The sequence below is a fragment of the Solibacillus kalamii genome (genome assembly GCF_002174535.1).
GTDB lineage: Bacteria > Bacillota > Bacilli > Bacillales_A > Planococcaceae > Solibacillus > Solibacillus silvestris.
The window spans coordinates 89,489-115,298 of sequence record NZ_NHNT01000006.1 but is presented as its reverse complement, the minus strand read 5'-3'; the positions used below and the strand labels follow the sequence as shown (position 1 = coordinate 115,298).

At 36.2% G+C, this 25,810-nt stretch carries 23 protein-coding genes and 1 pseudogene; 16 read left to right on the top strand and 8 right to left on the bottom strand.

The genetic code is table 11. The features are described from left to right. Positions 1-18 precede the first annotated feature (18 nt). Positions 19-2,064, bottom strand: a complete 2,046-nt coding sequence (locus tag CBM15_RS10605) for a methyl-accepting chemotaxis protein (RefSeq protein WP_087617474.1) — start codon at positions 2,062-2,064, stop codon at positions 19-21. A gap of 316 nt (positions 2,065-2,380) precedes the next feature. Between CBM15_RS10605 and CBM15_RS10600 the strand changes: the two genes are divergently transcribed. Then, entirely contained in the window at positions 2,381-3,286 is a 906-nt protein-coding gene (locus CBM15_RS10600) for an NAD(P)/FAD-dependent oxidoreductase (protein ID WP_087617473.1), read from the top strand. A gap of 369 nt (positions 3,287-3,655) precedes the next feature. Here the strand turns inward: CBM15_RS10600 and CBM15_RS10595 are convergent, their stop codons facing one another. After that, the gene (locus CBM15_RS10595; protein WP_087617472.1) at positions 3,656-4,390 is read right to left on the bottom strand and encodes a YqcI/YcgG family protein; all 735 of its coding nucleotides are present in this window, start codon (positions 4,388-4,390) and stop codon (positions 3,656-3,658) included. 173 nt (positions 4,391-4,563) lie between these two features. Between CBM15_RS10595 and CBM15_RS10590 the strand changes: the two genes are divergently transcribed. The 6 genes from CBM15_RS10590 to CBM15_RS10570 all read left to right on the top strand — a co-directional run bounded on the left by CBM15_RS10590 (position 4,564) and on the right by CBM15_RS10570 (position 9,073). Further along, complete coding sequence (locus CBM15_RS10590) at positions 4,564-5,418, top strand: dimethylarginine dimethylaminohydrolase family protein (RefSeq protein ID WP_087617471.1); 855 nt, start codon at positions 4,564-4,566, stop codon at positions 5,416-5,418. A 183-nt stretch (positions 5,419-5,601) separates the two neighbouring features. Next, positions 5,602-6,453: a DegV family protein gene (locus tag CBM15_RS10585; RefSeq protein WP_087617470.1), complete on the top strand. Its 852-nt coding sequence runs from the start codon at positions 5,602-5,604 to the stop codon at positions 6,451-6,453. Between the two features lie 716 nt (positions 6,454-7,169). Next, entirely contained in the window at positions 7,170-7,313 is a 144-nt protein-coding gene (locus CBM15_RS19370; protein ID WP_014822645.1) for a hypothetical protein, read from the top strand. Between the two features lie 105 nt (positions 7,314-7,418). Next, entirely contained in the window at positions 7,419-7,640 is a 222-nt protein-coding gene (locus tag CBM15_RS10580; RefSeq protein ID WP_008405570.1) for a DUF2829 domain-containing protein, read from the top strand. 55 nt (positions 7,641-7,695) lie between these two features. Next, complete coding sequence (locus CBM15_RS10575) at positions 7,696-8,418, top strand: 3-oxoacyl-ACP reductase (RefSeq protein ID WP_087617469.1); 723 nt, start codon at positions 7,696-7,698, stop codon at positions 8,416-8,418. Between the two features lie 151 nt (positions 8,419-8,569). Then, entirely contained in the window at positions 8,570-9,073 is a 504-nt protein-coding gene (locus tag CBM15_RS10570) for a QueT transporter family protein (protein ID WP_087617468.1), read from the top strand. Between the two features lie 67 nt (positions 9,074-9,140). Here the strand turns inward: CBM15_RS10570 and splB are convergent, their stop codons facing one another. From splB to CBM15_RS10555, 3 genes are all read right to left on the bottom strand, one after another. Further along, on the bottom strand, positions 9,141-10,169 hold the full coding sequence (splB, locus tag CBM15_RS10565; RefSeq protein WP_087617467.1) for a spore photoproduct lyase: 1,029 nt from the start codon (positions 10,167-10,169) through the stop codon (positions 9,141-9,143). Positions 10,170-10,422: 253 nt separating this feature from the next. Continuing rightward, positions 10,423-12,621 (bottom strand): polysaccharide pyruvyl transferase family protein, encoded by a 2,199-nt coding sequence (locus CBM15_RS10560; RefSeq protein ID WP_087617466.1) that lies wholly within the window; start codon positions 12,619-12,621, stop codon positions 10,423-10,425. Then, positions 12,614-13,312: a glycosyltransferase family 2 protein gene (locus CBM15_RS10555; protein ID WP_087617465.1), complete on the bottom strand. Its 699-nt coding sequence runs from the start codon at positions 13,310-13,312 to the stop codon at positions 12,614-12,616. Before CBM15_RS10555 ends, CBM15_RS10560 begins: the two co-directional genes overlap by 8 nt. Before the next feature lie 157 nt (positions 13,313-13,469). On the opposite strand from CBM15_RS10555, the gene CBM15_RS10550 reads away from it, so the two are divergent. Both CBM15_RS10550 and CBM15_RS10545 read left to right on the top strand, forming a co-directional pair. Then, positions 13,470-13,646 carry a DUF2642 domain-containing protein gene (locus CBM15_RS10550; protein ID WP_087617464.1) on the top strand — a complete coding sequence of 59 codons (177 nt, stop codon included), beginning with the start codon at positions 13,470-13,472 and terminating at the stop codon, positions 13,644-13,646. A gap of 15 nt (positions 13,647-13,661) precedes the next feature. Continuing rightward, on the top strand, positions 13,662-13,886 hold the full coding sequence (locus tag CBM15_RS10545; RefSeq protein WP_087617463.1) for a hypothetical protein: 225 nt from the start codon (positions 13,662-13,664) through the stop codon (positions 13,884-13,886). A gap of 377 nt (positions 13,887-14,263) precedes the next feature. Here CBM15_RS10545 and hpaB read toward each other — a convergent pair whose 3' ends face one another. Continuing rightward, on the bottom strand, positions 14,264-15,706 hold the full coding sequence (gene hpaB, locus CBM15_RS10535) for a 4-hydroxyphenylacetate 3-monooxygenase, oxygenase component (protein WP_087617461.1): 1,443 nt from the start codon (positions 15,704-15,706) through the stop codon (positions 14,264-14,266). A gap of 565 nt (positions 15,707-16,271) precedes the next feature. On the opposite strand from hpaB, the gene CBM15_RS10530 reads away from it, so the two are divergent. Next, positions 16,272-17,126, top strand: coding sequence for a hypothetical protein (locus CBM15_RS10530; protein WP_008405590.1), 855 nt, complete (start codon positions 16,272-16,274; stop codon positions 17,124-17,126). A 70-nt stretch (positions 17,127-17,196) separates the two neighbouring features. Here the strand turns inward: CBM15_RS10530 and CBM15_RS10525 are convergent, their stop codons facing one another. Next, positions 17,197-17,637 carry a YtoQ family protein gene (locus CBM15_RS10525; RefSeq protein ID WP_008405594.1) on the bottom strand — a complete coding sequence of 147 codons (441 nt, stop codon included), beginning with the start codon at positions 17,635-17,637 and terminating at the stop codon, positions 17,197-17,199. Positions 17,638-17,802: 165 nt separating this feature from the next. Here CBM15_RS10525 and nadX point away from each other — a divergent pair, with 165 nt between their 5' ends. The 5 genes and pseudogenes from nadX to CBM15_RS10500 all read left to right on the top strand — a co-directional run. Continuing rightward, positions 17,803-18,579, top strand: coding sequence for an aspartate dehydrogenase (gene nadX / locus CBM15_RS10520; RefSeq protein ID WP_087617460.1), 777 nt, complete (start codon positions 17,803-17,805; stop codon positions 18,577-18,579). A gap of 145 nt (positions 18,580-18,724) precedes the next feature. Then, a complete protein-coding gene (locus CBM15_RS10515; RefSeq protein ID WP_087617459.1) occupies positions 18,725-19,693 on the top strand; it encodes a tRNA dihydrouridine synthase in 969 nt (322 codons plus the stop codon). A gap of 241 nt (positions 19,694-19,934) precedes the next feature. Then, positions 19,935-20,282, top strand: coding sequence for a PadR family transcriptional regulator (locus CBM15_RS10510; protein WP_087617458.1), 348 nt, complete (start codon positions 19,935-19,937; stop codon positions 20,280-20,282). After that, positions 20,269-21,267, top strand: a complete 999-nt coding sequence (locus CBM15_RS10505; protein WP_087617457.1) for an HAAS signaling domain-containing protein — start codon at positions 20,269-20,271, stop codon at positions 21,265-21,267. Before CBM15_RS10510 ends, CBM15_RS10505 begins: the two co-directional genes overlap by 14 nt. 377 nt (positions 21,268-21,644) lie before the next feature. Further along, positions 21,645-22,846 (top strand): annotated as a pseudogene (locus CBM15_RS10500) (SLC13 family permease); the annotation flags it as partial. A 43-nt stretch (positions 22,847-22,889) separates the two neighbouring features. Here the strand turns inward: CBM15_RS10500 and CBM15_RS10495 are convergent. Beyond that, positions 22,890-24,071, bottom strand: a complete 1,182-nt coding sequence (locus tag CBM15_RS10495; protein WP_087617456.1) for an MFS transporter — start codon at positions 24,069-24,071, stop codon at positions 22,890-22,892. 157 nt (positions 24,072-24,228) lie between these two features. Here CBM15_RS10495 and CBM15_RS10490 point away from each other — a divergent pair, with 157 nt between their 5' ends. Next, positions 24,229-25,797: an alkaline phosphatase family protein gene (locus tag CBM15_RS10490; protein WP_087617455.1), complete on the top strand. Its 1,569-nt coding sequence runs from the start codon at positions 24,229-24,231 to the stop codon at positions 25,795-25,797. Positions 25,798-25,810 lie beyond the last annotated feature (13 nt).

Genomic DNA, 25,810 nt, shown 5'->3' with positions numbered 1-25,810 from the left:
TCGGGGTTCTCTAATTTCTTATAGCTTAAATTTAGAAACCGACTCAGTTAATTTTTCAACCTGGTTATTTAAATGAGTAGCATGCATCGTTACTTCAGAAGTAGCAGACGTTTGTTCTTCGATTGAACTTGCAATTTCTTGAGTTTCTGCTGTAACTTCTGTTGTCATTTCATTAACAACTGCTATAGAAGATACAACGACATTTTTTTGCTGTTGCATTGTTGATACATTTTCCATCGTGTTTGAAATTGATACTTTCATATTTTCTAATGTATCGGACAGCTGTTTAATAGCATTATCAACAGTATTAACGGCTGACTTCTGATCTTCGCTAATCTCATTTGTTTGCTTCATTACTTGAACGAGTTGTTCGGTATCTTCTAAAATACTTAGAATAATTTGCTGAATATTAGTTGTTGCTGCTTTTGAACTTTCTGCTAAGCTTCTTACTTCCTCTGCTACAACCGCAAATCCTTTTCCATGTTCACCTGCTCGAGCAGCTTCAATCGAAGCATTAAGTGCAAGTAAATTTGTTTGTTCGGTAATTTGAGCAATTACATCCGTTACTTTTGAAATGGATTTCGTTTTTCCATCTAACTGTCCAGTTACGACCGTTACTTCATTGAACGCTCGCTCTAAATTCGCATAGGATGTTTCCAATTGTTGAACTTTATTAATGCTCATATGCACTTCAACCAATGCTTCGTCTGCATCTTTTACCATTTGCTGAGTTTTTATTTCTATAGATTCTATACCATCGGCCAATACATGAATAGCTGTAGAACCATCATGCATTTTTTCTGCTTGTGTGCTTGTATTTATAGCAATTTCTTCGATACTGTTTGAGACATTATTTAACGCTTGCTCATTTTCCTTCGCAATAATCGCTAAACTGTTTGAAGAATGTTGAATTTCTATTGAATTTTCATTTACTTGATTAATTAAATTACGGACCTCATCAAGCATTTTGTTGTAGTGATTTGCCAAGTCTGCAATTTCATCATTTGATTTTGTTTCAAAACGTGAAATAAAGTCGCCACTTGCTGTTTTTTCGAATACTTTTTTAAAGTTATTAAAAATTCCTACTAATTTACGTGCCATAAAATAGGCGATTAAACACCCTATTATTAAACCGATTGCTAATGATATCCAACCTGCAATTGTAAAATCTTTTAACTGTTGTGCATAACTGTCAGCATCTACCAAAGAAACAATTTGCCAATTATTTTTCTCGATTACCTGAACTTCACCTGTATAATTCACTTCATTCCATTCAAACTGTTCAATTTTATTGCTTCCATTTTTGGCATCGGAGAGCCATTTAAACTCTGCTTCTAATTTGGCAGTATCTAATAAATCCGTAACCCCTTCAATCTTGCCGGAATTATCCGCAATAATATTTTTCCCGTCCCCATCTTCAATAAATGAAGATATAATCAATCCATTTGGATCGACAATCATTAATTTTGAAGATGATTTGGCTTCAATTCCTTCACGAATTGTACCAATTGTTGAGAAATCAATATCATAGCCGACCGCACCAACAAGTTCATCGTTTTTAAATACCGGGGCGATAACAGAAGTCATCAGCTTGTTTACGCCAGTATCCAAATAGACGTCCATCCATTGTAGGTTGGGGTTTGCGTTCAATTTCGCGAATGTTTGAGAATCACGTACATCCCATTCATAATCGATTTGAGGTGTGACATGTAATTTTCCGGTATTAAAGTCCATGTAATATACGGATAAATAATTTTTATTATTCTCTTTCAATGTGCTGGTAATTTTATCGATTTGTAAATAATCCACTTGTTCATTTTGTAAAATCGTTTCGATAACCTGACCGAACTGCAGAAGATTTGTTTCATAATTTTCTAAGCCTAATGACACTTGATCAACAGCATTTTTTGCATTATCAGAAGAAGTTTGCTCATTTTCTTCCGTTAAAATATTTCGTACTGTCCACTGACTAAAAATAACTGTGATGACGACTGCTAAAATAACAGCGAGTGAAATGAACATCATCCACTTAGTTTTTATAGTTAAATTACTGAATATATTCATGTTTTACATCTACCTTTTACCTATGTATTTACTTTCATTCCCAAAATGAGGGGTTTGAAGACGAATTAAGGATATATTATAACGGGACTTTTGTCTATTAATTTTTCAGTAAATTATAATATATATTTAAAAGTTATAATTTTTTGATTTATTTTACTATTCATTAAATATTTTATAAAAAATTTTTTACTAAAGGATACTTCTGGTTTTTTGGTTCAAAATATCCAAGATAGGGCATAAAGAATTATTGATGTTTTTTCTATATAAATACTGGGAATTTAATGAAATTAGAAACAAATTAAGTGGGTGAAAAAAAGTGGATGTATTGGATTGTATTATTATCGGCGGCGGCCCGGCAGGATTAAGTGCGAGTTTAGTTTTAGGTAGAGCTAGGAGAGAGATTGTATTATTCGATGATAAAATGAATCGCAATCGCGTGACAGATGAGGCCCGTGGATTTATTACACGGGATCGGACCAATCCACAGGAGTTCAGAGAAATGGGATTGCAAGAATTGGATAACTATCCATCGGTATCCTACGTGAATGCAACCGTTACTGAAATAATTAAGGACACAGATAATGAAAGATTTACTGTCAAAGCATCTAACAAGCAGGAATATGTGACAGAAAAAATTATATTGGCTACAGGAATTCAAGAGGTTTTTTTCATACCGAGCATAAGAAACTATTATGGGAAAAGTTTATTTAGCTGCCCTTACTGCGATGGTTGGGAACAGCGGGATAAACCTTTAGTTGTGATCGCGGAAAAAGAAGATCATGTAATGCATTTAACTAAACTAATTTATAACTGGTCAAAAGATTTAGTTGTTCTAACGAATGGCCTTAAACTATCGAAAGAGGCGGTGTCACAGTTAGAAAGACGAAAGATCAAAATAATAGAGGATCGAATAAAAACTTTAATTGGTAATGACGGCTATTTAGAAAAAATAGAACTTGAGTCAGGAGAAACAGTAAAGCGTTCATATGGTTTTGTAGCGCCGACCTATTACCGTCCTAATAATCTAGTGGAAATGTTAGGATGTGAAATACATGAAAATGGAAAAGTTATAACAGATGGTGTTGGCAGAACATCTGAAAAAAATGTTTATATTGCGGGAGAAACCGAAACAGCCCGACCGTCTTCCTTAATGATTTCGGCTGCCAGAGGAAATAAAGCGGCAGTTTCTGTAAATGTTGATCTTACTGAGGAACGTTTTTAAATTGGAAGTAGAATAAAAAAATTATGAGCACTAAAATTACAAAACGAATTTTTGAAAAAGAATTCGTTTTTTTCTATTGAGCATGTCATAACAGGTAATGCTAATCTAACTCTTACATATAAATATAGTAGAGGTTCAATTATCTATAAGTAAGTTTATATTACAGTAATAACTATAGATAAAAATAATAAGTACGCAGAAATGGCTGCGTAAAGTGGAAGGTGTATACGATGAGAAAGATTATTTTATCAACTGACAGTGGAGCAGATTTACCGAAAGAACTCGTTGAAAAATATCAAATTCAGTTAGTCCGAATAACAAAAGAACGAATCTTCCAGTGGATTCGTTCTTTTGTTTTGAACTATAAACTTATAGTAATGATTTATGCTGGAAAGGGCATTTTCCTTGAATTGGCACTATGTCATCACCGATAAAGGATTGTTTCCATTCGTTATGTGTCGGATCTCCAAAGTGGCCGATATCAGGATGCTTCGGAAGCTGATCCCAAACTTCCACACGTTTCCGCACTTTCTCCCTCGACATAATCCCGCCTTTTTCAGTACCCTCTAAACCTTGGAATATTTTACGGGGCTGAAATCCAAGTACCATTGCATTTCCTAAATGGCGGGTTTTGCGCTTCTTATATGCAGGAGCATTTCCAAACACAAAGATTGGCTCTCCAGCGAAATGAAAATCCCACAAGTAATGATCCGGATCACGAGGACTGTTTTCCGGCCATTCTACTTTATCGACCGTATGCAGGTACTGAAGGATATCCCAAAACTGTTTGCGGTAATCATCTAGAGCACCTTCTTGTTCAAAAGGCTCCACAAAAACAAAGAGACCGTGTCTTTTATAATTGGGCTGTTTAAACAAATCTAAAAAACCTTCAACTGCTTGAGGCAGATTACTCCAGTCGTCCTGTGTAATATATGCATAACGGAGTTCGCCTTTTAGTTCGCCGCTCATACCAAAAAAGCATGGGAATGTTTTATCCGTTACCGTATTATGAAAAGTTTCATATTCGCTATACAGCCAACTTGGCAAGTCTGTTCGATTGTGAAAATCCTCTTTTGTTAATAGTGCCTGCCCTTTCGTAATCATATAATCTCCTCCATTGATGTTCTTCGCCTAATTTTAATTTTTATTGTTAGTCCATACCCCAACGGAAAAATCCTGAAACAACAGCATTCACCTAGTAATGATCGGAAATAGTTTATGAAATCGAGAAATTAGGGAATGGTATAAAGGTGAATTAAAAATTTGGAGGATGACTTATGGTTAAAACAGTTTCAAATAAATCTAACGTACAATGTCAAAGCGAATATGGAATCTTAAAACAAGTCGTATTATGCGAGCCTAAATATATGGAAATTAAAGAAGTGATAAATGATGTTCAAAAAAAATATGAAGATGACAATATTGATCAAGAACTTGCCGTTAAGCAGCACCGAAACTTTGAGCAAGCGTTACGTAATGCCGGTGTAGAAATAATTAAACTGCCGCCTAGTAAAGACCATCCGGAACAAGTGTTTACAAGAGATATTGGTTTTACAATTGGAAATCATTTGTTTGTTTCTGAAATGGCCAATCCCATCCGTCAAGGTGAAGAGGAAGTATTGGCTCAATGGCTGAACAACAATAAAATCGCTTATAAAAACCTTTCTTTACATTCCATTGAAGGTGGCGATGTGATTGTTGATGGAAATAGGGTCTTTGTCGGAATTAGTGATCGTACATGCAAAAAAGCAATTCAAAATTTACAAAAAGAATTACCCGATTATGAAATTATTCCGATACCGTTTAACCCAAAATATTTACATTTAGACTGTGTATTCAATATTCTCTCATCAGAAGATGCTCTTATTTTTCCGGAAGCGTTCGAACCAAAAATAGTCAATCTTTTGTCGAGTATGTATCATTTAATCGAAGTAAGTGAAAGCGAGCAGTTTTCAATGGGGACGAATGTGCTTTCTATTGGACAAAACCGTGTGCTGAGCTTGCCGGTTAATCGTGATGTGAATTATCAAATGAAACAGCATGGTTATGAAGTGCTGGAAATTGATTTCTCAGAAATTATTAAATCTGGCGGCTCATTCAGATGCTGTTCGATGCCAATTCTACGGCAATAAAAATTTGATGCCCTCCAATTATCGATGCGAATAGCCTTATTCGCACTTCGTTTTTACTATATGTCATTTATACAACACTCATTCTAAAAGTTGTGCTTCCCGCACTTCCTTTTTAGTGTATATTTAAGGTGAATACGCAAAAAAGATTGCAGCAGTGACTGCGTTTTTTGAAAGGAAGGTACAATGAAGAGAATTATTTTATCGACTGAAAGTGGCGCGGATTTACCGAAGGACCTAGTTGAAAAACATCAAATTCAAGTAGTACCGATGCACGTTATTATGGAAGGGAAAGATTATTTGGATGGTAAGCTATCTGTAGAAGAAGTTTTTCAATTTTATGACCGGTCGAAAACAATTCCCTCTACAGCTGCGACGAATGTCCATGAATACCATGATTTGTTTACAAATATTCGATTGAAGTTTCCTGAAAGCATTATTATTCACATTGGCTATACGTCAAAAGCATCTGCTTCCTTTCAAAGTGCGGTAATTGCAGCAGAAGATTTTGACGATCTTTATCTCATTGATACGTTAAATGTAACGGGTGGATTAGGTGCAGTGGTGATGTATGCAGCAAATTTGCTTGAAGAAGAACCTGAGATTAGCCATGAGTACTTAATTGAAAAAATCAAATCAATCGTTCCTAAAACAAGACTGGCTTTCTTGCCAGGAAGTTTAGACTTTTTAAAAGCCGGGGGACGGGTGAGTAATCTCGCATATATCGGTGGCGCATTGCTTAAAATAAAGCCTTGCATCGAGTTAAAAGAGGGTAAACTTGTTTCAACTAGAAAATACCGTGGCAAAATGGATAGTGTGGCTGAAAAGCTTATGAACGATTATTTCAATGAATACGATATCGATCGTAAACAGTTATATTTAATTTACTCGGTAGGACTTGATGAACGTATTAAAGAACGTTTGGAAGAAGTCTCGAAGGAAAACGGCTTTGAGAATGTAAAATGGATGCAGGCCGGAGCAATGATTTCCACTCATGCAGGACCAGGAGGATTTGGTATTGCGGGGATAGAACGTTAGTGAACAAAATAAGAAAGAACCTGGAGTTTTAATTCCAGGTTCTTTTTTGATTATCACTTTTGCTCCTCCATGACACACTGCCTCGCTTTCAGATTAAATTTTAGATTGCTCCAAAAATATTCTGTTTAAGCATATTCAGTTCTTGATGGTCCTTTTGAGATTGATCATTCGCACTCATCGGGTTAACCCTCCAGTCACTTTGATTTGAAGTGAAATCTTTAATAGTATAGGCCTTATTTTATTTTTTAAACGTTAATCGAAAAAGTTTTTTTATAATACGATGGAGATTCCACGTAGGGCACCATTTAGGCAAAAATAAGAAAGAACCTGGATTTTTAATTCCAGGTTCTTTTTTTGATTACCACTTATGATCCTCCATGACACACTGCCTCGCTTTCAGATTAATTTTAGATTACTCCAAAAATACTCTGTGTAAGCTTATTCAGTTCTTGTTGGTCCTTTTGAGATTGATCTTTCGCACTCATCGGGTTAACCCTCCAGTCACTTAGATTTGAAGTGAAATCTTTAATAGTATAGGCTATATATTATTTTTTATACAAAAAGTTATAAAATTTTTCCGTAAAATAATTTGGATACTCAAAGCGCTAAAAATTGTCTTGATATAAATAAATTGGTGTTCATTTGATTACAGCATACATTCATTAATTTTACGCAAAATAGATAAGAATCAAAATCGTTTTCGGAGGTGAAATAAGTTGGCGAAAAAAAGTAAAACAAGCTTCACTAAGAACAAAAAGGAAAAAAAGGACACGAACCGCCGTGAGGAGTATTCAAAAGAGTTTAATCAAGTAATTCATAATAACCCGCCGCAAGAAGTGACAAAGCATAGAGGAACATAAGGATGTGGTGCACCGGAATATCATTTTGATACCCGGTGCATGTGATTTCCGTAACTTATTGTTATAATATGTGTAAGAAATATGAATACATAAAGGAAGATGAATATGACATTTGAAGAAATTTTGCCACGTTTAAAAAATGGAGAAAAAATAATCCGTAAAGGCTGGGGCGGTGCTGAACTATATGTAAAATATGTGCCGGCGACTACATTGGATGACTTGGACATGAACCCGTACTTTGTTATTAATGTAACTGGTGAAGGATATACAATGTTTACACCGACAGTTTGTGATATTTTAGCGGATGATTGGGAAATCGTTCTATAAGAAATTTACGCTGGCTTGTTTTATACAAGTCAGTTCTTTTTTTGGAGGGAATACAGTGGGAAACCGATTTGAAAATAAAGTGGTCGTCATAACGGGGGCCGCATCCGGGATTGGTCGTGCACAGGCAGCTGCCTTTTTAACAGAAGGGGCCACTGTTGTTGGTATCGATATTCAGAAAGCAGCTATAACAGACGACAAGTATCATCACTATGTAGGAAGTGTAGCGGATAACCAATTTATTGAAGAAACGATTGGACAATTAAAGTCTATTGATATTTTATGCAATACAGCCGGCGTACTTGATGGTTATGCTCCGTCACTTAAGACAGAAGAAGCACTATGGGACAAAATCTTTAACGTGAATGTAAAAGGGATGTTCTTTGTAACGAACACAGTATTAAAGAAGATGCTCAAACAAAAGCGCGGTATTATCGTAAATATGGCGTCCATCGCAGGAATGGTTGCTGGTGGCGGGGGAGCGGCATATACGGCTTCCAAACATGCTGTAATCGGTTATACAAAGCAGCTTTCCTATGATTATTGTAAGGAAGGTATACGTGTTAATGGAATCGCACCGGGAGCGATTGAAACACCGATGAATGCAGCCGATTTTGAAGGGACAGGCGAAATGGCGAAGCAGGTGGCCGAGCAAACACCGGCTGGTCGATGGGCAAAGCCGGAAGAAGTTGCAAATGTTACGCTATTTTTAGCGAGTAAAGAAAGTGATTATATGCATGCAACGATATTACCGGTTGATGGTGGATGGATGAACAAATAAAGTATTGCCATTATTTAATATTTACTCCATAATGAATGGGTGCAAATCACACTATGGCACTTTGGCAGGGTACTAGCACCCATGCTCCTTTGGTCATAGTTATTAGTAAAATAGCAGCTTTTTGCTATTTTATAAAGGAGGAAATTAAATAATGGAAAATTCTGTTTCATCATCACGTGTCAACGTGCATGAAACAGCAAAAGTTGCGATCGTTGCTTCTCTTTATGTAGCAGTGACGCTTGTTTTGGCTGTCATAAGTTTCGGAGCCGTACAATTAAGGCTGTCGGAGATGTTTAACTATTTAGTTCTGTTCCATAAACGTTACATAGTAGCAGTAACATTAGGTGTGGTCATTGCAAACTTCTTTTCGCCGATGTGGTGGGTTGATGTACCGGTAGGCGGGGTCGCTACACTGATTGTGTTAGTAATTTGCCGTATCGTTACAAAAAATATGAAAAACTTAGTGTTAAAAATTATTGTAACCGGAGTTATTTTTACAGCATCCATGTTTACAGTGGCAGCACAGCTGATGGTCGTTTTTGATATGCCATTTTGGCCAACGTACGGAATGGTAGCAGTGGGGGAAGCCTTTTCAATGCTAGTAGGCGGCGTCACAATTTATTTATTGCAAAAGAAAATTGATTTTACTAAATAATAATTAAAAAACCGTTAAATATAAGAAGCAGACAGTTCAAAAATGAATGTCTGCTTTTATTTTTGCATTAAGTGAAATATTCCAGCTTTGCATTTGGAAAGAATTTTTCCATGTAGCTGTAGAGTGTTTCTTTCATTTCATCTTCTTCGTCCTTTTGGTAAATATACTTACTGATTCCGTATTTCCCCCACTTCACACGTCTTGCTGATTCGTCCAGCTTTAGCTTCGTCTTCGGGTAGTTTTTATTAATCACATTTTTAGCAGCCTTTGTAAAACGGTGCTGAATAAATTCGAATGTAATATCTTCCCGAACGTCTTGGGGGAGTTCGGCGTCAAGTCGTTCAAACATATGATAGTAACCTTCCTGCCAACCGTCATGAAGATAAATCGGTGCTACGATAAACCCAAGCGGATAGCCCGCTCTCGCTACTTTCCCGGCTGCCTCAATACGCTGGGCAAGCGAGGATGTACCTGGTTCAAAATTTCTTATGACATAATCCGCGTTTATACTAAAACGAAATCTCGTATGACCATTATGTTTAGCATCGAGTAAATGGTCAACATGATGAAACTTTGTGACAAACCTTAACCTTCCCAGCTCGGTTTGACCAAAATGCTCTATCGCCTTCTTTAATGAATGGGTTAAGTGATCCAAACCTACAATATCGGATGTACAGGCTGCTTCAAACCTTGTAATTTCAGGTGCACGTTCTTCAATATACCGGTCAGCCGCTTCAAATATTTCCTCGACATTCACATATGTGCGAATATACGGTTTGCTTCCCATTGTTGTTTGTAAATAGCAATAATGGCAGTGTCCCATACAACCTGTAGCAAGCGGAATAGCATATTCTGCGGAAGGCTTGGACGTGTCAAATTTCAACGTTTTGCGAATACCAACGACAAGAGTGGATTTTGCAATTCGATACTTTTGCAAATCATTTTCTCCGGGAAAGTCTCGTATTTGATTATGGGAAGTTGTATACCGTATCTCAATGCCTAACGCTTCAAACTTTTCTTTTAGTTCTTTGCCAAGCGGATAGTCAAATGCTTTCGGTTCAAAATAAACAAGCTGAGGGATGAAAGGTTTATTCATGTTTTTTGCACAACACCTTCTCTTTATTTTGGTTTAGTTTGTCTTAAGAACAGGGATTTTATGAGGTGGGAATAATTGCAGCAGATAGCAACAGGAAGACATTTGCATATGTTCGTCCACTTAGATTTTATAAAAAAATAAGACTCCTTAAAATGGGTAACAAACATAGACTAACCATTTTGCGACATGTGTTAGATTTGTTGGAGGTAGGAGTCTTATTTAAATGGAATTTAAATGAATTGAAAAGTTCATATTATTTTTTTGTGAAGGGTGATTCCAAAAGAGAAATATATTTTTGTTGGATTGTGTTATATTGTTTTACTGGCTCTAATTCGTTTTTTTCAATCATTATGATGCGTTCTAACAGGTCATCTGTTAATTGTTGAGAACTTGTAGAAACGACTAAGTGCGGTAATCCTAATAATGCAGTGAAATCAAAAACTTTAAACCGATAGCCTAATGGGATAGAGGGGACATTTGCTATCAGAGATAGAATGTTGGCATATAGCTTGAAGTTAATCGTTGCTTTACACCTTGATAATTGAGTGATCAATTGCTGTTCGGTATAAAGGTTTTTGTCTAGTACTACATTGTTCGGATCATTAATTTTATTGTAAAGTCTTTCGCAATGTAGGATATCGTCAGTCCACACTGTGTAAATCAATATTTTATACCCTTTGTTTATTAATCTCTTCGCCGTTTCAACCAACTGTTCTTCTACTGATTCTTCATTTGCGCCGTATAAACGATTAAATGTTGTTCCCCAATTGATACCGATTATTTTTTCTTTTTCTGGAGTCTGCAATAAATGTGTATTTTGTAATAGTAAGGCAGGATCGCCAATCACTTTTACTTTTGCAGATATCTCATTGCCCACCATAAGTTCAATGGCCTTTTTAGTTAAGGGACCTCTAACCCCTACAAAAAGCGCATGTTCTAAAACCTCTTCTAGTACATCCACATCTTTTTGTGTAAAGCTTGGGCTTAAGGAAGTCAATTGATCATTTAACAGTAAGCCTAACGTTGGTTCTTCAATCCAATCTATTCCTGCTCCCCAAATGAGTACTGATTTTCCTCTATGAATGGCGTCTTGGAGAATTTGAAGATAGCCGGGCAAGAAGAGGGAGCCTCCACCTAATACAACCATATCAAATTCATCAAGATTTTTTAAATCAGTACCTGGCAGTGATGGCTTAATTGTGAATTTTCCCCCGTCTAAATATTTGGCACATGTATCTTTAAACATATTCCACAATAGTTCATCACCCAAATTATTAAAGCCGATCCAGCCTATATATAATATATTTTTTATTCCATCCCACCTTATTTTCGTTTGTTGAGAGTAGATTTTTAAAATCTTTTTTACAATCGTCTGAATGTTAAACATTTCCTCGATAATCTCTCTGGCTTTTATTCCATTAAGTCTGAGCTGCTCTGTATCTCTTAAAATTTTTTTTAGATCATCACTTAATTGATGTCTATTGCAAACAGCCTTTGAACCGTGATCTCCAAAATAATGACTCCATGCTTCTTGAAAATTGTTAGTATCCACAATACCGAAATAACCATGGTTCCCTACTGCAACCACTTGCTTTTCCGAAGCCATCGCCTCTAAAGCTACTCGCCCCGTGCCAACTACACAATCTGCAATTGAATAATAGGGGTGCATATTATTTTGTTCTCCTACTATATGGATAAAAGCCTCACCGCAAATTCCCTCAATTGTTCGAGCCAAAGATGTAATTTCATCCAACTTGTTTCCATCGCCTACCACTATGACATGAAGGTTAGGAATTTCACCTACTTTTAAATCCTTGCAAGCTCTTAAAAAAATGGAACAAACATGCGCCTTAGCCCATGTAATTCTGCTTGCATACAGAAGGATGGTGGCATCTTCCGGTATTTTCAATTCATTTCTTATATCTCTTTCAGCGAGATCTATGGGATAGTCATCTAAGTTGATTCCATTTGGTACTAAGAAAGGATGTTCTACACCGAATGTTTTTACATAGTCACATAATGGAGGGCTTACACAAATTACTTCATCTGATAATTTGAGAAGTTCCTCTATCTCATGATTGGGATAATACGTCCCATGTATTGTTATAATTGTAGGAATGTCTCTGTTTTTTGCTGCCTTTCCAGCCAAGTAACCAGATGAAGTCTGATGAATATGAACATGGGATATTTTTTCTGTTTCAATGATTAGTTCAATTTGTTTTATCAATTCCGTCTCATAGGTTTCTTCCAAAGTAATCGATTTTGGAAATTCAATATGATATATGGGACAATTCAATGCCTCATATGAATTGACTAAATTACCTGTTTTATTAGCAACGATTGCCACAAAGATATTATTTTTAATAAGTTCTTTTGCCAAGCTTAATACATGAGTTTCAGTTCCGCCGATATAGAAGGCATCAACGGCAAGCAAAATCCTTTTTTCAGTCACTCTTCTCGCCTCCATAAAACGTCTTGGAGCGTTGCTGATCATGATTTCGATAGTAATAGAGAACATCTGTAAGATTATCTATCTTTAATTTTGCATTCAGAAATTTTACGATAAATTCATAATCTTCTGCACCGTTAATCCTTCGTGTGGGACCACCTATCATGTCAAAAACCTTTCCGCGAAATAAAATCGTTCCGTGACAGACACAATGACCTCCAGCCGCATAACATTCTTGTATAGAATCTCCGTATTGCAACCAATTAGATTTTTGTCCATCTTCTATTGAATTTGCGTTATAAAATACTTTGTAGTTTGCTCCAATTAAATCGTAGTCTGGATTTTCCAGGAGAAAGTTTACCTGTTTATCTAAACGTAACGGGTGCGAAATATCATCGGCATCATTTACTGCAATATATTCGCCCGAGCTCATAAAATAGCCGACAGTAAGAGCCCCGGCAAACCCTGTATTCACAGGAAGATTACATATAATAGTTTCAAAGTGGGGATTTGAATTTTCCAGCCACTTTTCAACTACGTCTAGCGTGTTGTCAGTAGAAGCGTCATTAACAATTATTACTTCAATTTTATCGTGTTTTTGAGACTTCAGTCCATCTAGGCAATCTTCTATAAATTGCGCTGCATTATAGCATGGAATCACAACACTCACTAATCCTTCCTTTCTTTCCTTCATAGTTATCACCTCACAATTATGATATGAACCTTATTTAATACCAACTGTGCGACATGCTTATATTTTATTGGGAATTATGGAAAATTAAATCTTTACCCAGAGAAGTTTCTGGAGCAAACATATCATTTAACATACCAACATAAAGGGGGGGTGCAATATGGGGCAACTGCGTGCATTTCTTAATTCTTTGAAAGGGTCAAACCTTATAGTTACAACTGAATATTCAAAGGTAACCGGTATTTTAGTAGAAGTGGACTTGGACTTTTTAACACTTAAAATGAACACGCATTTTCTATACATTCCACTAGCCAGTATTGAAAATGTAGCTTATTAAAGAGGAGGTGGTGTAATGAGCCGCAAATTATTGAGTACACAGCTGGAGAAGTTTTTAAGAAGAGAAATTACAGTAGCAGTAGGAGAAGACCTGATTACAGGAACATTGGAAGCGGTTAAACAGGATTTTCTAATTTTAACTGAATCTATTAATACCTACGAAAGGGAAAGTATAACAAGAATTATCGTTCTATCACAAATAAGCTATATACAAGTACCACTGTCAGTAGGGAGGTATTAATCAAATATTGACCAAAAGGGCGACTGTAATTGAATCCTTGGATCACAACTCTAAATGGGTTTGTACAACGCTAAAATATCACTTTTAATAAAAAGTGATATTTTAGCGAATATGAAATTTTTCGTACAGATTACGAGGTGTAAAGTACCCGCAGTGCTACCTCCATCGTTTTCCCAGCGATTCATGTCACTGCTTTCATCATTTTCAATGTAATCTGCATGTTTGTCGTTTGGATGGGAATTTCCGCAACATTTCCGCAACTTCATTTTATTCATCATCCTTTTTATAATCATTCTTATTTAGTTTATGCAATAAACCCGTTTTAGTTAATGACTGAAGAAGGAGTGATGAATGTACCAGGATCATCAACTATCTAATTATTTTAGGTTTATAAATGTACATACAGCCTCTACATATTCTTTTTTAGGATAATTGAAATATAATTCGCTCGTTAACCGGACGGGATCGCCAAAGAAGAAACGCTCGTATTGTGTTTGCCTAGTTCCAAATGAACTCATCGTTAAATCCCAAGCTAACCGGAATATTTTTACCCGTTCTTTAGCGGGTTTAGTTGCGGCTTGAAGATATTGATCTAAATCGCTTCTTATAGCAGAGTGAAATGCCTTTTCAGTTGGGAGGGTAATAATTCCGCTGGCACCAATGAGCTGAATGATTTCGGTGAGGCGGGCATAAATTTTCGAAAACGTATAACCGGCAACTTTCAATGGTAAAATTGCAGGCCGTAAATAGCCGTATTCATCTAGTGCTGCATCATTCTCCGATTTCTCCAATAGTGCTTTCATCGTTTCCAATCCAACAATAATTTCAGTCATTTTTTCATGGATATGCTGATATTCATAAACTTTAATCGTATTGATGAGGAGTTCGGCAATTCCTAAAATAAATTCTGTTTTTACAATCTGCCTAATTAAAACTTGAGATTTGGCAAAATGATGAAAACCACTTTGCATAAGAAATTTTTCGGCAACCTCGACATTGTTGTAAAAAAAGACACGTTCCCATGGTACTAATACATTGTCAAATACCACAATGGAATCCATTTCTTCGTATTTTGAGCTTAAAGGATGATCAAATGCAGACTCCCCACCTATAAAAGAATCTCTGCAAATAAATTTTAAACCTTCTGTATTCGATGGGACGGCAAAGGAAAAAGTTTCATCTTCACCAAATACAAGCTTACCAACATTAAATACAAATACTTCATCTGTTAATCCGCCTTGTGTTGCTAAAAGACGTGCGCCTTTTATGATGATGCCTTCTTCAGTCTCGGCGATAACCCTTGCCGAAATAGGTTCGTTCGTGTTTTCAATATAACTTTGAGAACGATTTACTTGAGGGGTAATAAACGTATGGGTAAGCGATAAATCATTTTCCCTAACGATTTCAAAAAATGCCAGAAGGTTTTCCGGGTAGCATTTTTCCTGGCCTTCAAGCATTGCAGCAGAGGAGGTGAAGCCCATTAAAACGGAGTTCAAGTAATCGGGACTTCTTCCTAAAATGCCATGTGTATGTCTAGCCCAATGCTCCATCATTTTTCGCCTTTTTATTAAATCCTCTTTCGTTTTGGGCATCAAATAAGAAAGGCCGACACGTTCTCCGGTAAGGGGGGATACGAAGGTCATTTCATCTTTTATTTTAGGATTGTGCTGTAAATCATAAAGGGAAGCTTTCGTATGAATAAGTCCTTTAAAAACAGGGTGTTCAGATATCAACCCTTCCAACTTTTCACCGTCCAACCATATTTCATTATTTAACGCATTTAATCGGTTAATATAATTTTCACCATTAATTGCACCCATTCACTCACTCCTTAAGTTTCATGATCATCGTCCAGCCAATTACTTACTTATATGCAAATGTAGGCTTGAACTAAAACAAGGTAGCACTTTGTATGTTTGTATATACGCAACATATGTAAGGACAGGTTCTAAAGTGCTTCGTAATATGTGGATTTTTGAAAGGAAGCGTTTAGTAAATGCTGTATTCATCTATTTAATAAATAAAAAAAGCATCCGGTTAAAACGCGTTTTTACACGTTCGAACCAGATGCCTACTATAATTTTAAGGGATAAATATTTTAGTTGACTTAGAACAAAATTTCATTTTAACCTAACGTAAAATAATATGTCAATAAAATTTTTGTAATTTCTATAAAAAAATGTTATAATAGTCTTACAATTGTTTTCGGTGCGTATTATGTATTCTTTGTTCTTTTTGAATTCATTATTAAGGATACGTATTTATGTACTTTTTTTATTCACGAGAGCAAAAATTTTAACAGTTGTCTAAGCTCTAAACTAGAGTTAATTATTGGCTGACGATTGAAAGTAACTGTGTTTTTATTTTACAAGGAGGATTTAAATAATGAATCTAATCAATAAAAAAGTTACACATAAGCATTTCGGAATGGGTAGTATCGTTAAACAGAATGAATCAAGTATTGAAATACATTTCGCATCGGAAAGTAAAAAGTTTGTTTTCCCTGATGTATTTGGAAAGCATTTAGTACTTCATGATAAAGATGATGTGCAAACGCTAGAAAAAATCATTCAGAAAAAAGAACTTGAGCGAAGAGAAGAAGAATGGCAAAAAGAAGAGAAATTAAAACTCCAGCGTAAAAACCAGGAACAACGATTAATTCATGAAAAACATATGAAAAACTTTAAACTTCATCCAGAATCACAATTGGTTTTCTGGTGTGACACTGAAGAACAGCAAACAGCTTTTTCAGATTGGAAGGTCTTTTCGGGATTAACGAAGAGCGGTGTGAATAAAGGGAAGCCTGTAAAACCAATTCGTCTGCATCTGAACAGTGCTGTGTTGTTAACGGCAGTGGATGAAAATTCGCCTGAAAAGGAACGACGCATTTTAGGTGTGTATATGGTAGAAGAGAATTTTATCGGGAAATTGAGTGAAGATGGATATATTCCGGCACATTCAAAGTACAGAATTCAACTGACAGAACAGGAAGCTGAGCAAATGCTGTTCTGGAACTATTATGTAAACGAGAAGTTCACTCATAAAATGACGTGGAATACAGGTAAGCATCGTTATTTTGATAATGTATGGATGGCTCAAATTTTACGTGATATTGTTTCCTTGAAAACAGACCCTCAGGAAAAAGAGCTGGCTCAACAATTCTTTACACATTTCTGTAAAATGAATGAAATAACAGCGCAAGAATTACCACAGCCTAATGGTGCCTTGAAGCGTATTTAATTATATAGATATTTATAAAAAGGAACGAATTCCAAAGGGAGTTCGTTCTTTTTTAATTTTAACTGGTACTTTAATCAAATATATAACGGATTACTTCAATCGCCTGATCAACAGTTTCCACTGTCACATTTGCTTTGTTGGATAGCTCTTTCAAAGGGTGAATTAATGACTCGGGACGGATGATGATTGTCGGTTTATTCAATGCAATCGCTGTACTTACATCCATTGCGGTATTCCATTGTTTATACTTTTCACCGAATAATGCAATGACGACATCCGCTTTTTGCATTAACACCTGTGTCCGGAAATTATTAATATCTGAAGCAGCATTGTCCTTATAATATGCTGAAGGCTGGATGCCTAAAATCTCCTCGCCAATATTATCTGATCGGTCGTGGTCTGTCTGTGGTGCTACAAAGTGTAGCGGAAGATTTTTTACCTTCGCCTTTTGTGCGATTTCTTCACGCCAATTATCATGTATCTGTCCTGCTAAATAAACTGTCAGTTCCATACGAATGCCTCCTCTAATTTCTTGCCTTATATTCATACTAACGAATTCATCTATATATTTGAAGTAAAGCCTCTGTTAAAGGATGGGAGAATGCATTGCCGATATTATGATATGGTTGTAGAAGAGTACAATTGAAAATAGAAGATGATTTAAAGGAGGTATACAATGAAGATTGGTTTAATCGGCGCTGGTGCAATTGCTCATTTCCTGTTGGAAGAAATAAATGAAAAGAGGCAAGAAAACTTGTGTATTACAAGTGTTTTTGTGAGGGACAGGGAAAAGCATCATTTACTTGAATCCAATTATGGAGTAAAGCTGTACACGGAAATAGATGCATTTTTAGATTCAGAAATTGATATTGTTGTGGAGGCTGCAAATATTGAAGCAGTTCATACATTACTTCCGGCGGCAATCAGGAAAAAGGATGTTGTCTTAATTAGTATTGGTGCATTAGTGGATGAGGAACTGTTGGCAGAGCTGAACACCTTAGCGAATGAATTCCACCGAAGACTTTACTTGCCATCAGGTGCAATTGGAGGGTTGGATTTACTGCAAAACGCCCATGTGCTTGGTACAGTTACATCCGTTGCGCTAACAACACGCAAACCGGCGAGCTCATTAATTGAGGAAACAATCGAGAAAGAGAAAGTGATATTTAAAGGGAGTGCGACGGAAGCGATCCGACGTTACCCTAAAAATATGAATGTATCGATTGTGCTTGCGTTGGCTGGAATTGGATTTGACGAAACGAGTGTAACATTAGTGGCAGACCCGAAAATTGATAAAAACATTCACCAAATTGAAATGTCAGGGGATTTTGGGGAAGCAACATTTACAATTAAGAATAATCCGCTACCTGCAAATCCTAAAACGAGTTATTTAGCAGCGATGAGTATTTTAGGAACACTCAAAAAAATAAAACAGAAGCTGCTAATTGGTTAATGAAGCAAAAAATCCATCTATTTATTAAAAGACAGCTTTTTAAATCATCTGCTTTTACTTTTCTGCACTATTTACGCTAATATTGTTAGAGGAAATTTAAAAGTAAGAGATGATTGTTTGTAATGAGAGGAATTGAACTTAACATATGAAAGAGAATTTTTGGCAGGAGCTACCGAAACCATTTTTTGTACTCGCGCCGATGGAAGATGTGACAGATTTAGTTTTTCGGCATGTAGTGGCTGAAGCAGGAAGACCAGATGTATTTTTTACCGAGTTTACTAATTCGGAAAGTTACTGTCACCCTGATGGAATTAAAAGTGTCCGTGGTCGCTTAACATTTACAGAAGACGAACAGCCGATTGTTGCCCATATATGGGGAGACAATCCCGACAATTTCCGCAAGATGAGCATTGGTATGGCAGAATTGGGCTTTAAGGGAATTGATATTAATATGGGATGCCCAGTACCGAATGTTGCAGGCAGAGGGAAAGGCAGCGGTCTGATTTTACGTCCCGATGTGGCAGCAGAGCTAATCGAAGCTGCTAAAGCAGGTGGTCTGCCTGTCAGCGTGAAAACACGACTAGGTTATAAAGAAATAGATGAGTGGAAAGAGTGGCTCACACATATTTTAAAACAGGATATTGCAAATCTTTCTATACATTTACGTACACGAAAAGAAATGAGTGCTGTTGATGCACATTGGGAGCTTATTCCGGAAATTAAAGCGTTGCGAGATGAAATTGCGCCAAATACACTGTTAACAATTAACGGCGATATTCCGGACCGTCAAGTTGGTTTAGAACTTGCAGAAAAGTACGGAATTGACGGGGTAATGATAGGACGCGGTATTTTTAAAAATCCGTTTGCTTTTGAAAAGCTTCCAAAGGAGCACAGTCCTGAAGAGTACCTTGACCTTCTAAAACTGCAGCTTGATTTGCAGGACAAGTATGCCGAAGAACTGCCTCGTTCAATGTCAGGCCTTCACCGCTTTTTCAAAATTTATGTAAAAGGCTTCCGAGGTGCCGGTGAACTGAGAAACCAGTTGATGAATACAAAATCTACGGATGAAGTACGTTCATTGCTTAATAGCTTTGAGTTAAATAAAGAAGAATAATAATAGGCTTGATTCCGATCAATGGAATCAAGCCTATTTTTCAACACTTTTGTAAACAGCTATAAAATGGATACAAACTTATCTCCGATTGCTTATTAAAAACCTGTGGATTCATTTAAGAATTCATTGGTTTTATTTTTTTATCTGAATGTATAATGGATTTCTTCACATCTATACTGTATGATGCATAGTATAAGAATAATACTGTATGACATACATTATAATAATTTGAGGTGTATAAATGAGTAATTTACTAAATTCCTTAACGACAGAGCTTAGGAGAGGGACATTGACTTTAGCTGTTTTAAGTCAGTTAAGAACTCCGCAGTATGGCTATTCATTGGTTCAGCTATTAGAAGGTGCCGGTATCTCCATTGATCAAAGTACTCTGTATCCGTTGCTTCGCCGACTAGAAAAGCAGGAACTAGTTACGAGCAGCTGGGATACTTCTGAAAGTAGACCCCGAAAATACTATGTGCTGAGCAAATATGGTACGGAAATATTTCTGCAACTAAAAAAGGAATGGATCGATAATTCTAAGGAACTATATGCTTTATTAAGAGGGGATGAAGAAAATGAGGATCATTGATGTATATATTCAAGAAGTCACTCGGAGATTGCCTGAAAAAATGCGTACGGATATTGCATTGGAGTTACGTTCAACGATCGAGGATATGTTGCCGGAACAGTATAGTGAGGAGGATGCGAAACAGGTTATTAATCAGTTAGGCAATCCGGCCGTCCTGGCGAATGGCTATAAAGATGAGCCGATGCATCTGATTGGTCCTCGTTATTTTGATGTATATGTCTCATTGCTTAAAATGATTGTCCCTATTGCCGTTATCATTACTCTAATTACGGTTATTACTAAATATATTGTCAGTTATAATGGTGAAGAAGCAATTTTAATGAGTGTGTTATCTATTTTTGGAGAAAGCATTTGGTCGATAATCAATGCTGCAATCCAAGTTTTTTTCTGGGCAACTTTAACGTTTGCAATTATTGAAAGGGTTGATAAAGATAAGGAACAGCAACCGCTTACTGCAAGCATGCAAAAATGGACAGCAGATGATTTAAAAAATATACCTTATATACCTAAAAAAAGAGCGATCTCGAAGTTTGAAGTTTTTGGAAGTTTATTGTGGACAGCTATTTGGGCAACCCTTTATTTCTATGCCAACCAGCTTATAGGGGTATACGAAGGAGATGGAAACCGATTACAGTTCGTTATGATTGCACTGAATCAAGATGTATTACTTCAATTTTTGCCGATAGTTATTTTAATCATTGGACTGGAAATTTCCTTTGCACTTTATAAATTACTAAAACAACAGTGGACAAAAAGAATGGCAATTTGGAATGCGGTTCTCCAATTATTCTCAACTGTCGTTTTTGTAGTAATTGTAATTAATCCTGATATAATGAACGACCATTTTGTAACTTATATGATGGAATTATTTACGATGACTAGCACGCAATTTAGCATATGGGTAGTTGGCAGTGCTATTATCATTTTCATCGTAAGTGCTGTAATATCTGTCTATGATGGTTTTAAAAGAGCGAATGCACGTTAATTTCTGGAAAAAAGAACGGATTTCCTATTAAGGGAGTCCGTTCTTTTTTATACATTTCATACGGATTTCTAAATTTGAAAGAAATAAATATTTTCTTACAGAAAGTAAATTTTTCTGTTTTACTAATTATATTTACTTTTTTAAAATAACATTAAAGTGTTATATAACAATACTTTATGCATAAAAATACTATTTGCATACGTTAAATAGTGGGTCATTTGTATACTAAAATCGAAATATTTTAAATACTATTTCTTTTTTTCTTAACCTAAGTAAAAATGTAAAAGGTAATAGCAATATAGCATCAAAAATTGGTGTATAGCTATTTTTAATCAAATTTAGGGGGGTTAGGAATTGTTTTCAACAACTTGGAATCGGAATGGAACTTACATAGACGTATAGCAATTTCAATTATTTCGATGGTCGGTACAAATATGGACCGAATTGTTCTCGGATTTATGATTGCACCAGGATTTTTATCGATGTGGATTTCTAATACCGCTACAGCGATGATGATGATTCCAATTGGACTTGCCATCATCAACCAAGTTGCAGACGGATTAAAAAATGACCTGTCGATTGATACATCTCCACAGCGTTTTGCATTTGGTAAAGCGTTGATGCTCGGAATTACATATTCTGCCTCACTTGGTGGAATCGCCACATTAATCGGTACACCGCCAAATACATTGCTTGCCGGAGCAATTAATAAAATGTATGGCATTGAACTATCATTTGCTGGATGGATGCTATTTGGTGTACCATTTGCATGGATTTTTATTTTTGTGACATGGATTTACCTTGTAAAAATTGCGTTTCCATCAAAATTAAAAACAATGCCTGGTGGACATGCTGTTATTGATAAACAGAAAAAAGATCTTGGAGCTGCATCAATTGAAGAAAAGCTTGTATTTGTTGTCTTTGCATTAGCGGCATTTTCTTGGATTACGCGTACATTTTTACTGAGCAAATTTGTCGACGGTTTAACAGATGGAATGATTGTGTTATTTTTGCGATTGTGTTATTTGCGATACCTTCAGTAAACCGTAAAGGCGACCGCTTAATGGATTGGCAAACAGCAGTAAAATTGCCATGGGGCATTCTGCTTCTATTCGGGGGTGGCCTTGCAATTGCTTCCGGTTTCGTAAGTACTGGCTTGTCAGAATGGATAGGAGCACAACTTATGGGACTTGAAGGCGTAAGTGTTATCGTCCTGATTTTCCTTGTTGCAGCACTTGTACTTGCTTTAACGGAAATTACTTCAAACACTGCAACTGCTTCTATGATGTATCCAATTATGGCATCTCTTGCTGTTGCATTAGGTGTTCATCCATATGCTTTAATGATTGCTGCTGGTGTAGCTGCATCATGCGCATTCATGCTACCAGTAGCCACACCGCCAAATGCGGCAGTTTTCGGATCAGGTTATATTAAAATAACTGACATGATGAAGGCAGGATTTGCATTGAATGTATTCGGTGTAGTATTCATCACACTGTCCATTTATTTCCTTCTTCCAATTATGTGGGATATTGATCTGAATTCAGTACCGGAAATGTTTAAAGTAATGAATAAGTAATTTAAAAAGGTGAAATCGAAAAAGATTTCACCTTTTTTATGCTTTATTTATCGTTGTATACGGTCATTTTCTTACTTCCAATTAAATAGATGATTAAAATAAGAATCATAAGTACCGCAGAAAAACTGAAGGTCATACCGTAGCCAACTATACTTGCTATAAAACCTAATCCTACTGACCCAATAGCTAAACCGGAATCGATAAATATAAGAAGCATCGAATTGGCTGTTGCCTTTTTCTCCGGTGGAACAAGTGTTAATGCCCAAGCTTGAATAATGGGATGAAGAATAGCAAAAGCAATTCCGAACAGTACACCTGACAGTAAAACCATAATCATGTTAGTTGAAAAGCCTAATACAACCAACCCGACAGCACCTGAAACAGCAGCCGGAATAATGAGAATTCTATGCCCGAACTTATCGAAAATCTTACCGGAGAAAGAACGGATGATTACCATTGTAATTCCTTGAGCTATAAAAAACTGTGATATGCTTGCCCCTACATTAATTTCTTTCCCAAATGCCCCCATAAAGTTCACAATCCCTGCAATCGTCATATAATTGAATGCTACTAAAATAGACGGAAGAAGAACACGTTTATCAAACATATATTTATAGAACGGCTCTTTATTTATCTCCTTTGGATGTTCCTTTTCAACTTTCGTATTTTTTGTAAAAAGACTGCACACAAATGAAAATGCCATAAGACCTAATGTTAGTACCATCATAGACTGAAATGAAAAATTTGCTAAATAGGAAATAGCAATAAGAGGCCCTATTGTTGTCCCGAGGCTCGTAGACATTGCAAAGAAAACAATTCCTTCACCTAATCGGGATTTTGGCACAATAGTACTGGATATAGTAAACACCAAATTTGTAAGCATGCAAAATCCAATCCCTTGAAGAGCTCTAATGGCGATTAAAAATCCGATTGAATCATTGACGAAAGTGAGGGCGATTGTTCCTATAAAATAAAGCAAAGAAATAATCAGCAGCAATTTCATATTAATTTTTTGGATAATTATACTAGCGAAGAAGCGTGTAATCAGGGATGCAGTCATTAAAGTCGTCGTCATAATTCCTGCAATTGCAGGGTTATCACTAATCGTGGCTACATAAATAGGAAAACCTGCTGTAATCATATAAAAAGAAACGAACATTATTAAAGACAGTAAAATAATTATTAAGTATTGGTTTGTCCATAGTTTGACTTTTATATTATTCATGATGGAAAAACCACCTTTCAAGGCAATATGATAGCAATATAAATTACTTTGCCCATTTCAAAAAAAATTATTTCAGGCCAGAATTTGTTATTAGCGGCATACATTCATAAAGTTCAAACCATACTAATCTTTATATAATTAGTTTGAAGGTGACACGATGAAACGAAAATTAATAGTTGCAGCAGTCTTTGTTGCTGTTATCTGTGCAAGTTTTTTATTAGCGCTTTCAATTTCCCCATTAAAAAAACTGGAAGGTCAAATCATGAATAACCCGATTAAACCTGTAATACTCATTGTCGTAGATTCCTTAATGAATGAACCATTGCAGAAAGTGATAAAAGAAGGTGATGCACCTGCTTTAGCATATTTAATGAACAACGGACAGCTGCATCAGGAAATGGTTAGCTCTTATCCGACGATGTCAGTCACGATTGACAGTACGTTACTAACGGGTACATATCCAGACCAGCATCAAGTGCCGGGATTAATCTGGTTTAAAGAAGATGAAAATCGAATGATTAGCTACGGCAGCGGAATCGGCGAAATCTGGAGTAATGGAGTTAAAAATGTTGCTCTTGATAGTGTTGTCCATTTGAATAGCAGCCATTTAAGTAAAGAAGTGCAAACAATCCATGAAGAGCTGGCTCATCGGAATCTTTCTTCCGCTTCGATCAACGGTCTTTTATATCGTGGAAATTTTCAACATAGCCTAAATATACCCAAATTAATTACGGTAGCAGATCTTTTGCCGGAAAATATTGATGTTAATGGTCCTGCAATATTTTCACTTGGAACGTTATCTCAATATAATTCAGAAAATAATCGTTATAAATTTGTATGGAATCGTTTAGGTGTCAATAACCAATTTACTGCGAATGAACTGAATTACTTGATTGACCAAAAGATGTTACCGCCCTTTACACTTGCCTATTTACCGGATGCAGATGCTTCTATACACAAACACGGGCCTGAAGATTTAAAGGGAATACAGAAAGCGGATCAAGCAGTACAAAACATTCTAAATCGCTTTCCATCATGGGAAGAGGCTATACAAGAAGTAACTTGGATTATATTGGGCGATAGTGGTCAATCGTTTGTAAAAGATGATAAAGAAACGTCATTAATTGATTTAAATCAGTTATTGAAGGATTATACTTTTTGGGAAAGGAAAAATCCGAATGCCCAACTTGCCGTCGCTGTTAACGAGCGTATGTCATACATTTACTTAATTGACCCCCAAGTTGAGCTATCGGAAATTGTAAATGTTTTAAAAGAGGATGAGCGAATTGGCTTTATCGCATGGAAGAGTGGACAAACAAACTATGTTGTCAGCCCACAAAGTGACGGAGAGTTAGAATTTTCAAGAGAAGGTTACTTTATTGATGAATATAATCAAACATGGCGAATTGCTGGAGATGCCTCAATTTTGGATTTAAACATGACGAAAGAACAACGTATTGTATATCAGGATTATCCAGATGCACTTGCAAGGCTGGATGGAGCGCTTCATTCACAGGAAGGGCGTGTTATTATCGTGGATGCTAAACCATCTTATGAGTTTATTGAAAAGCATAGCCATGACCATGCGGGTGGCGGCGCACATGGATCTCTTCATAAAGTAGATTCGATTGTTCCGATTATAGTGACTGGGGCAAGTGAATTACCTGAATCTGATCGACTAGTTGATTTGAAAAAGTGGATACTTCAATTACTGGGTGAATCATAATTATGAAAGCATC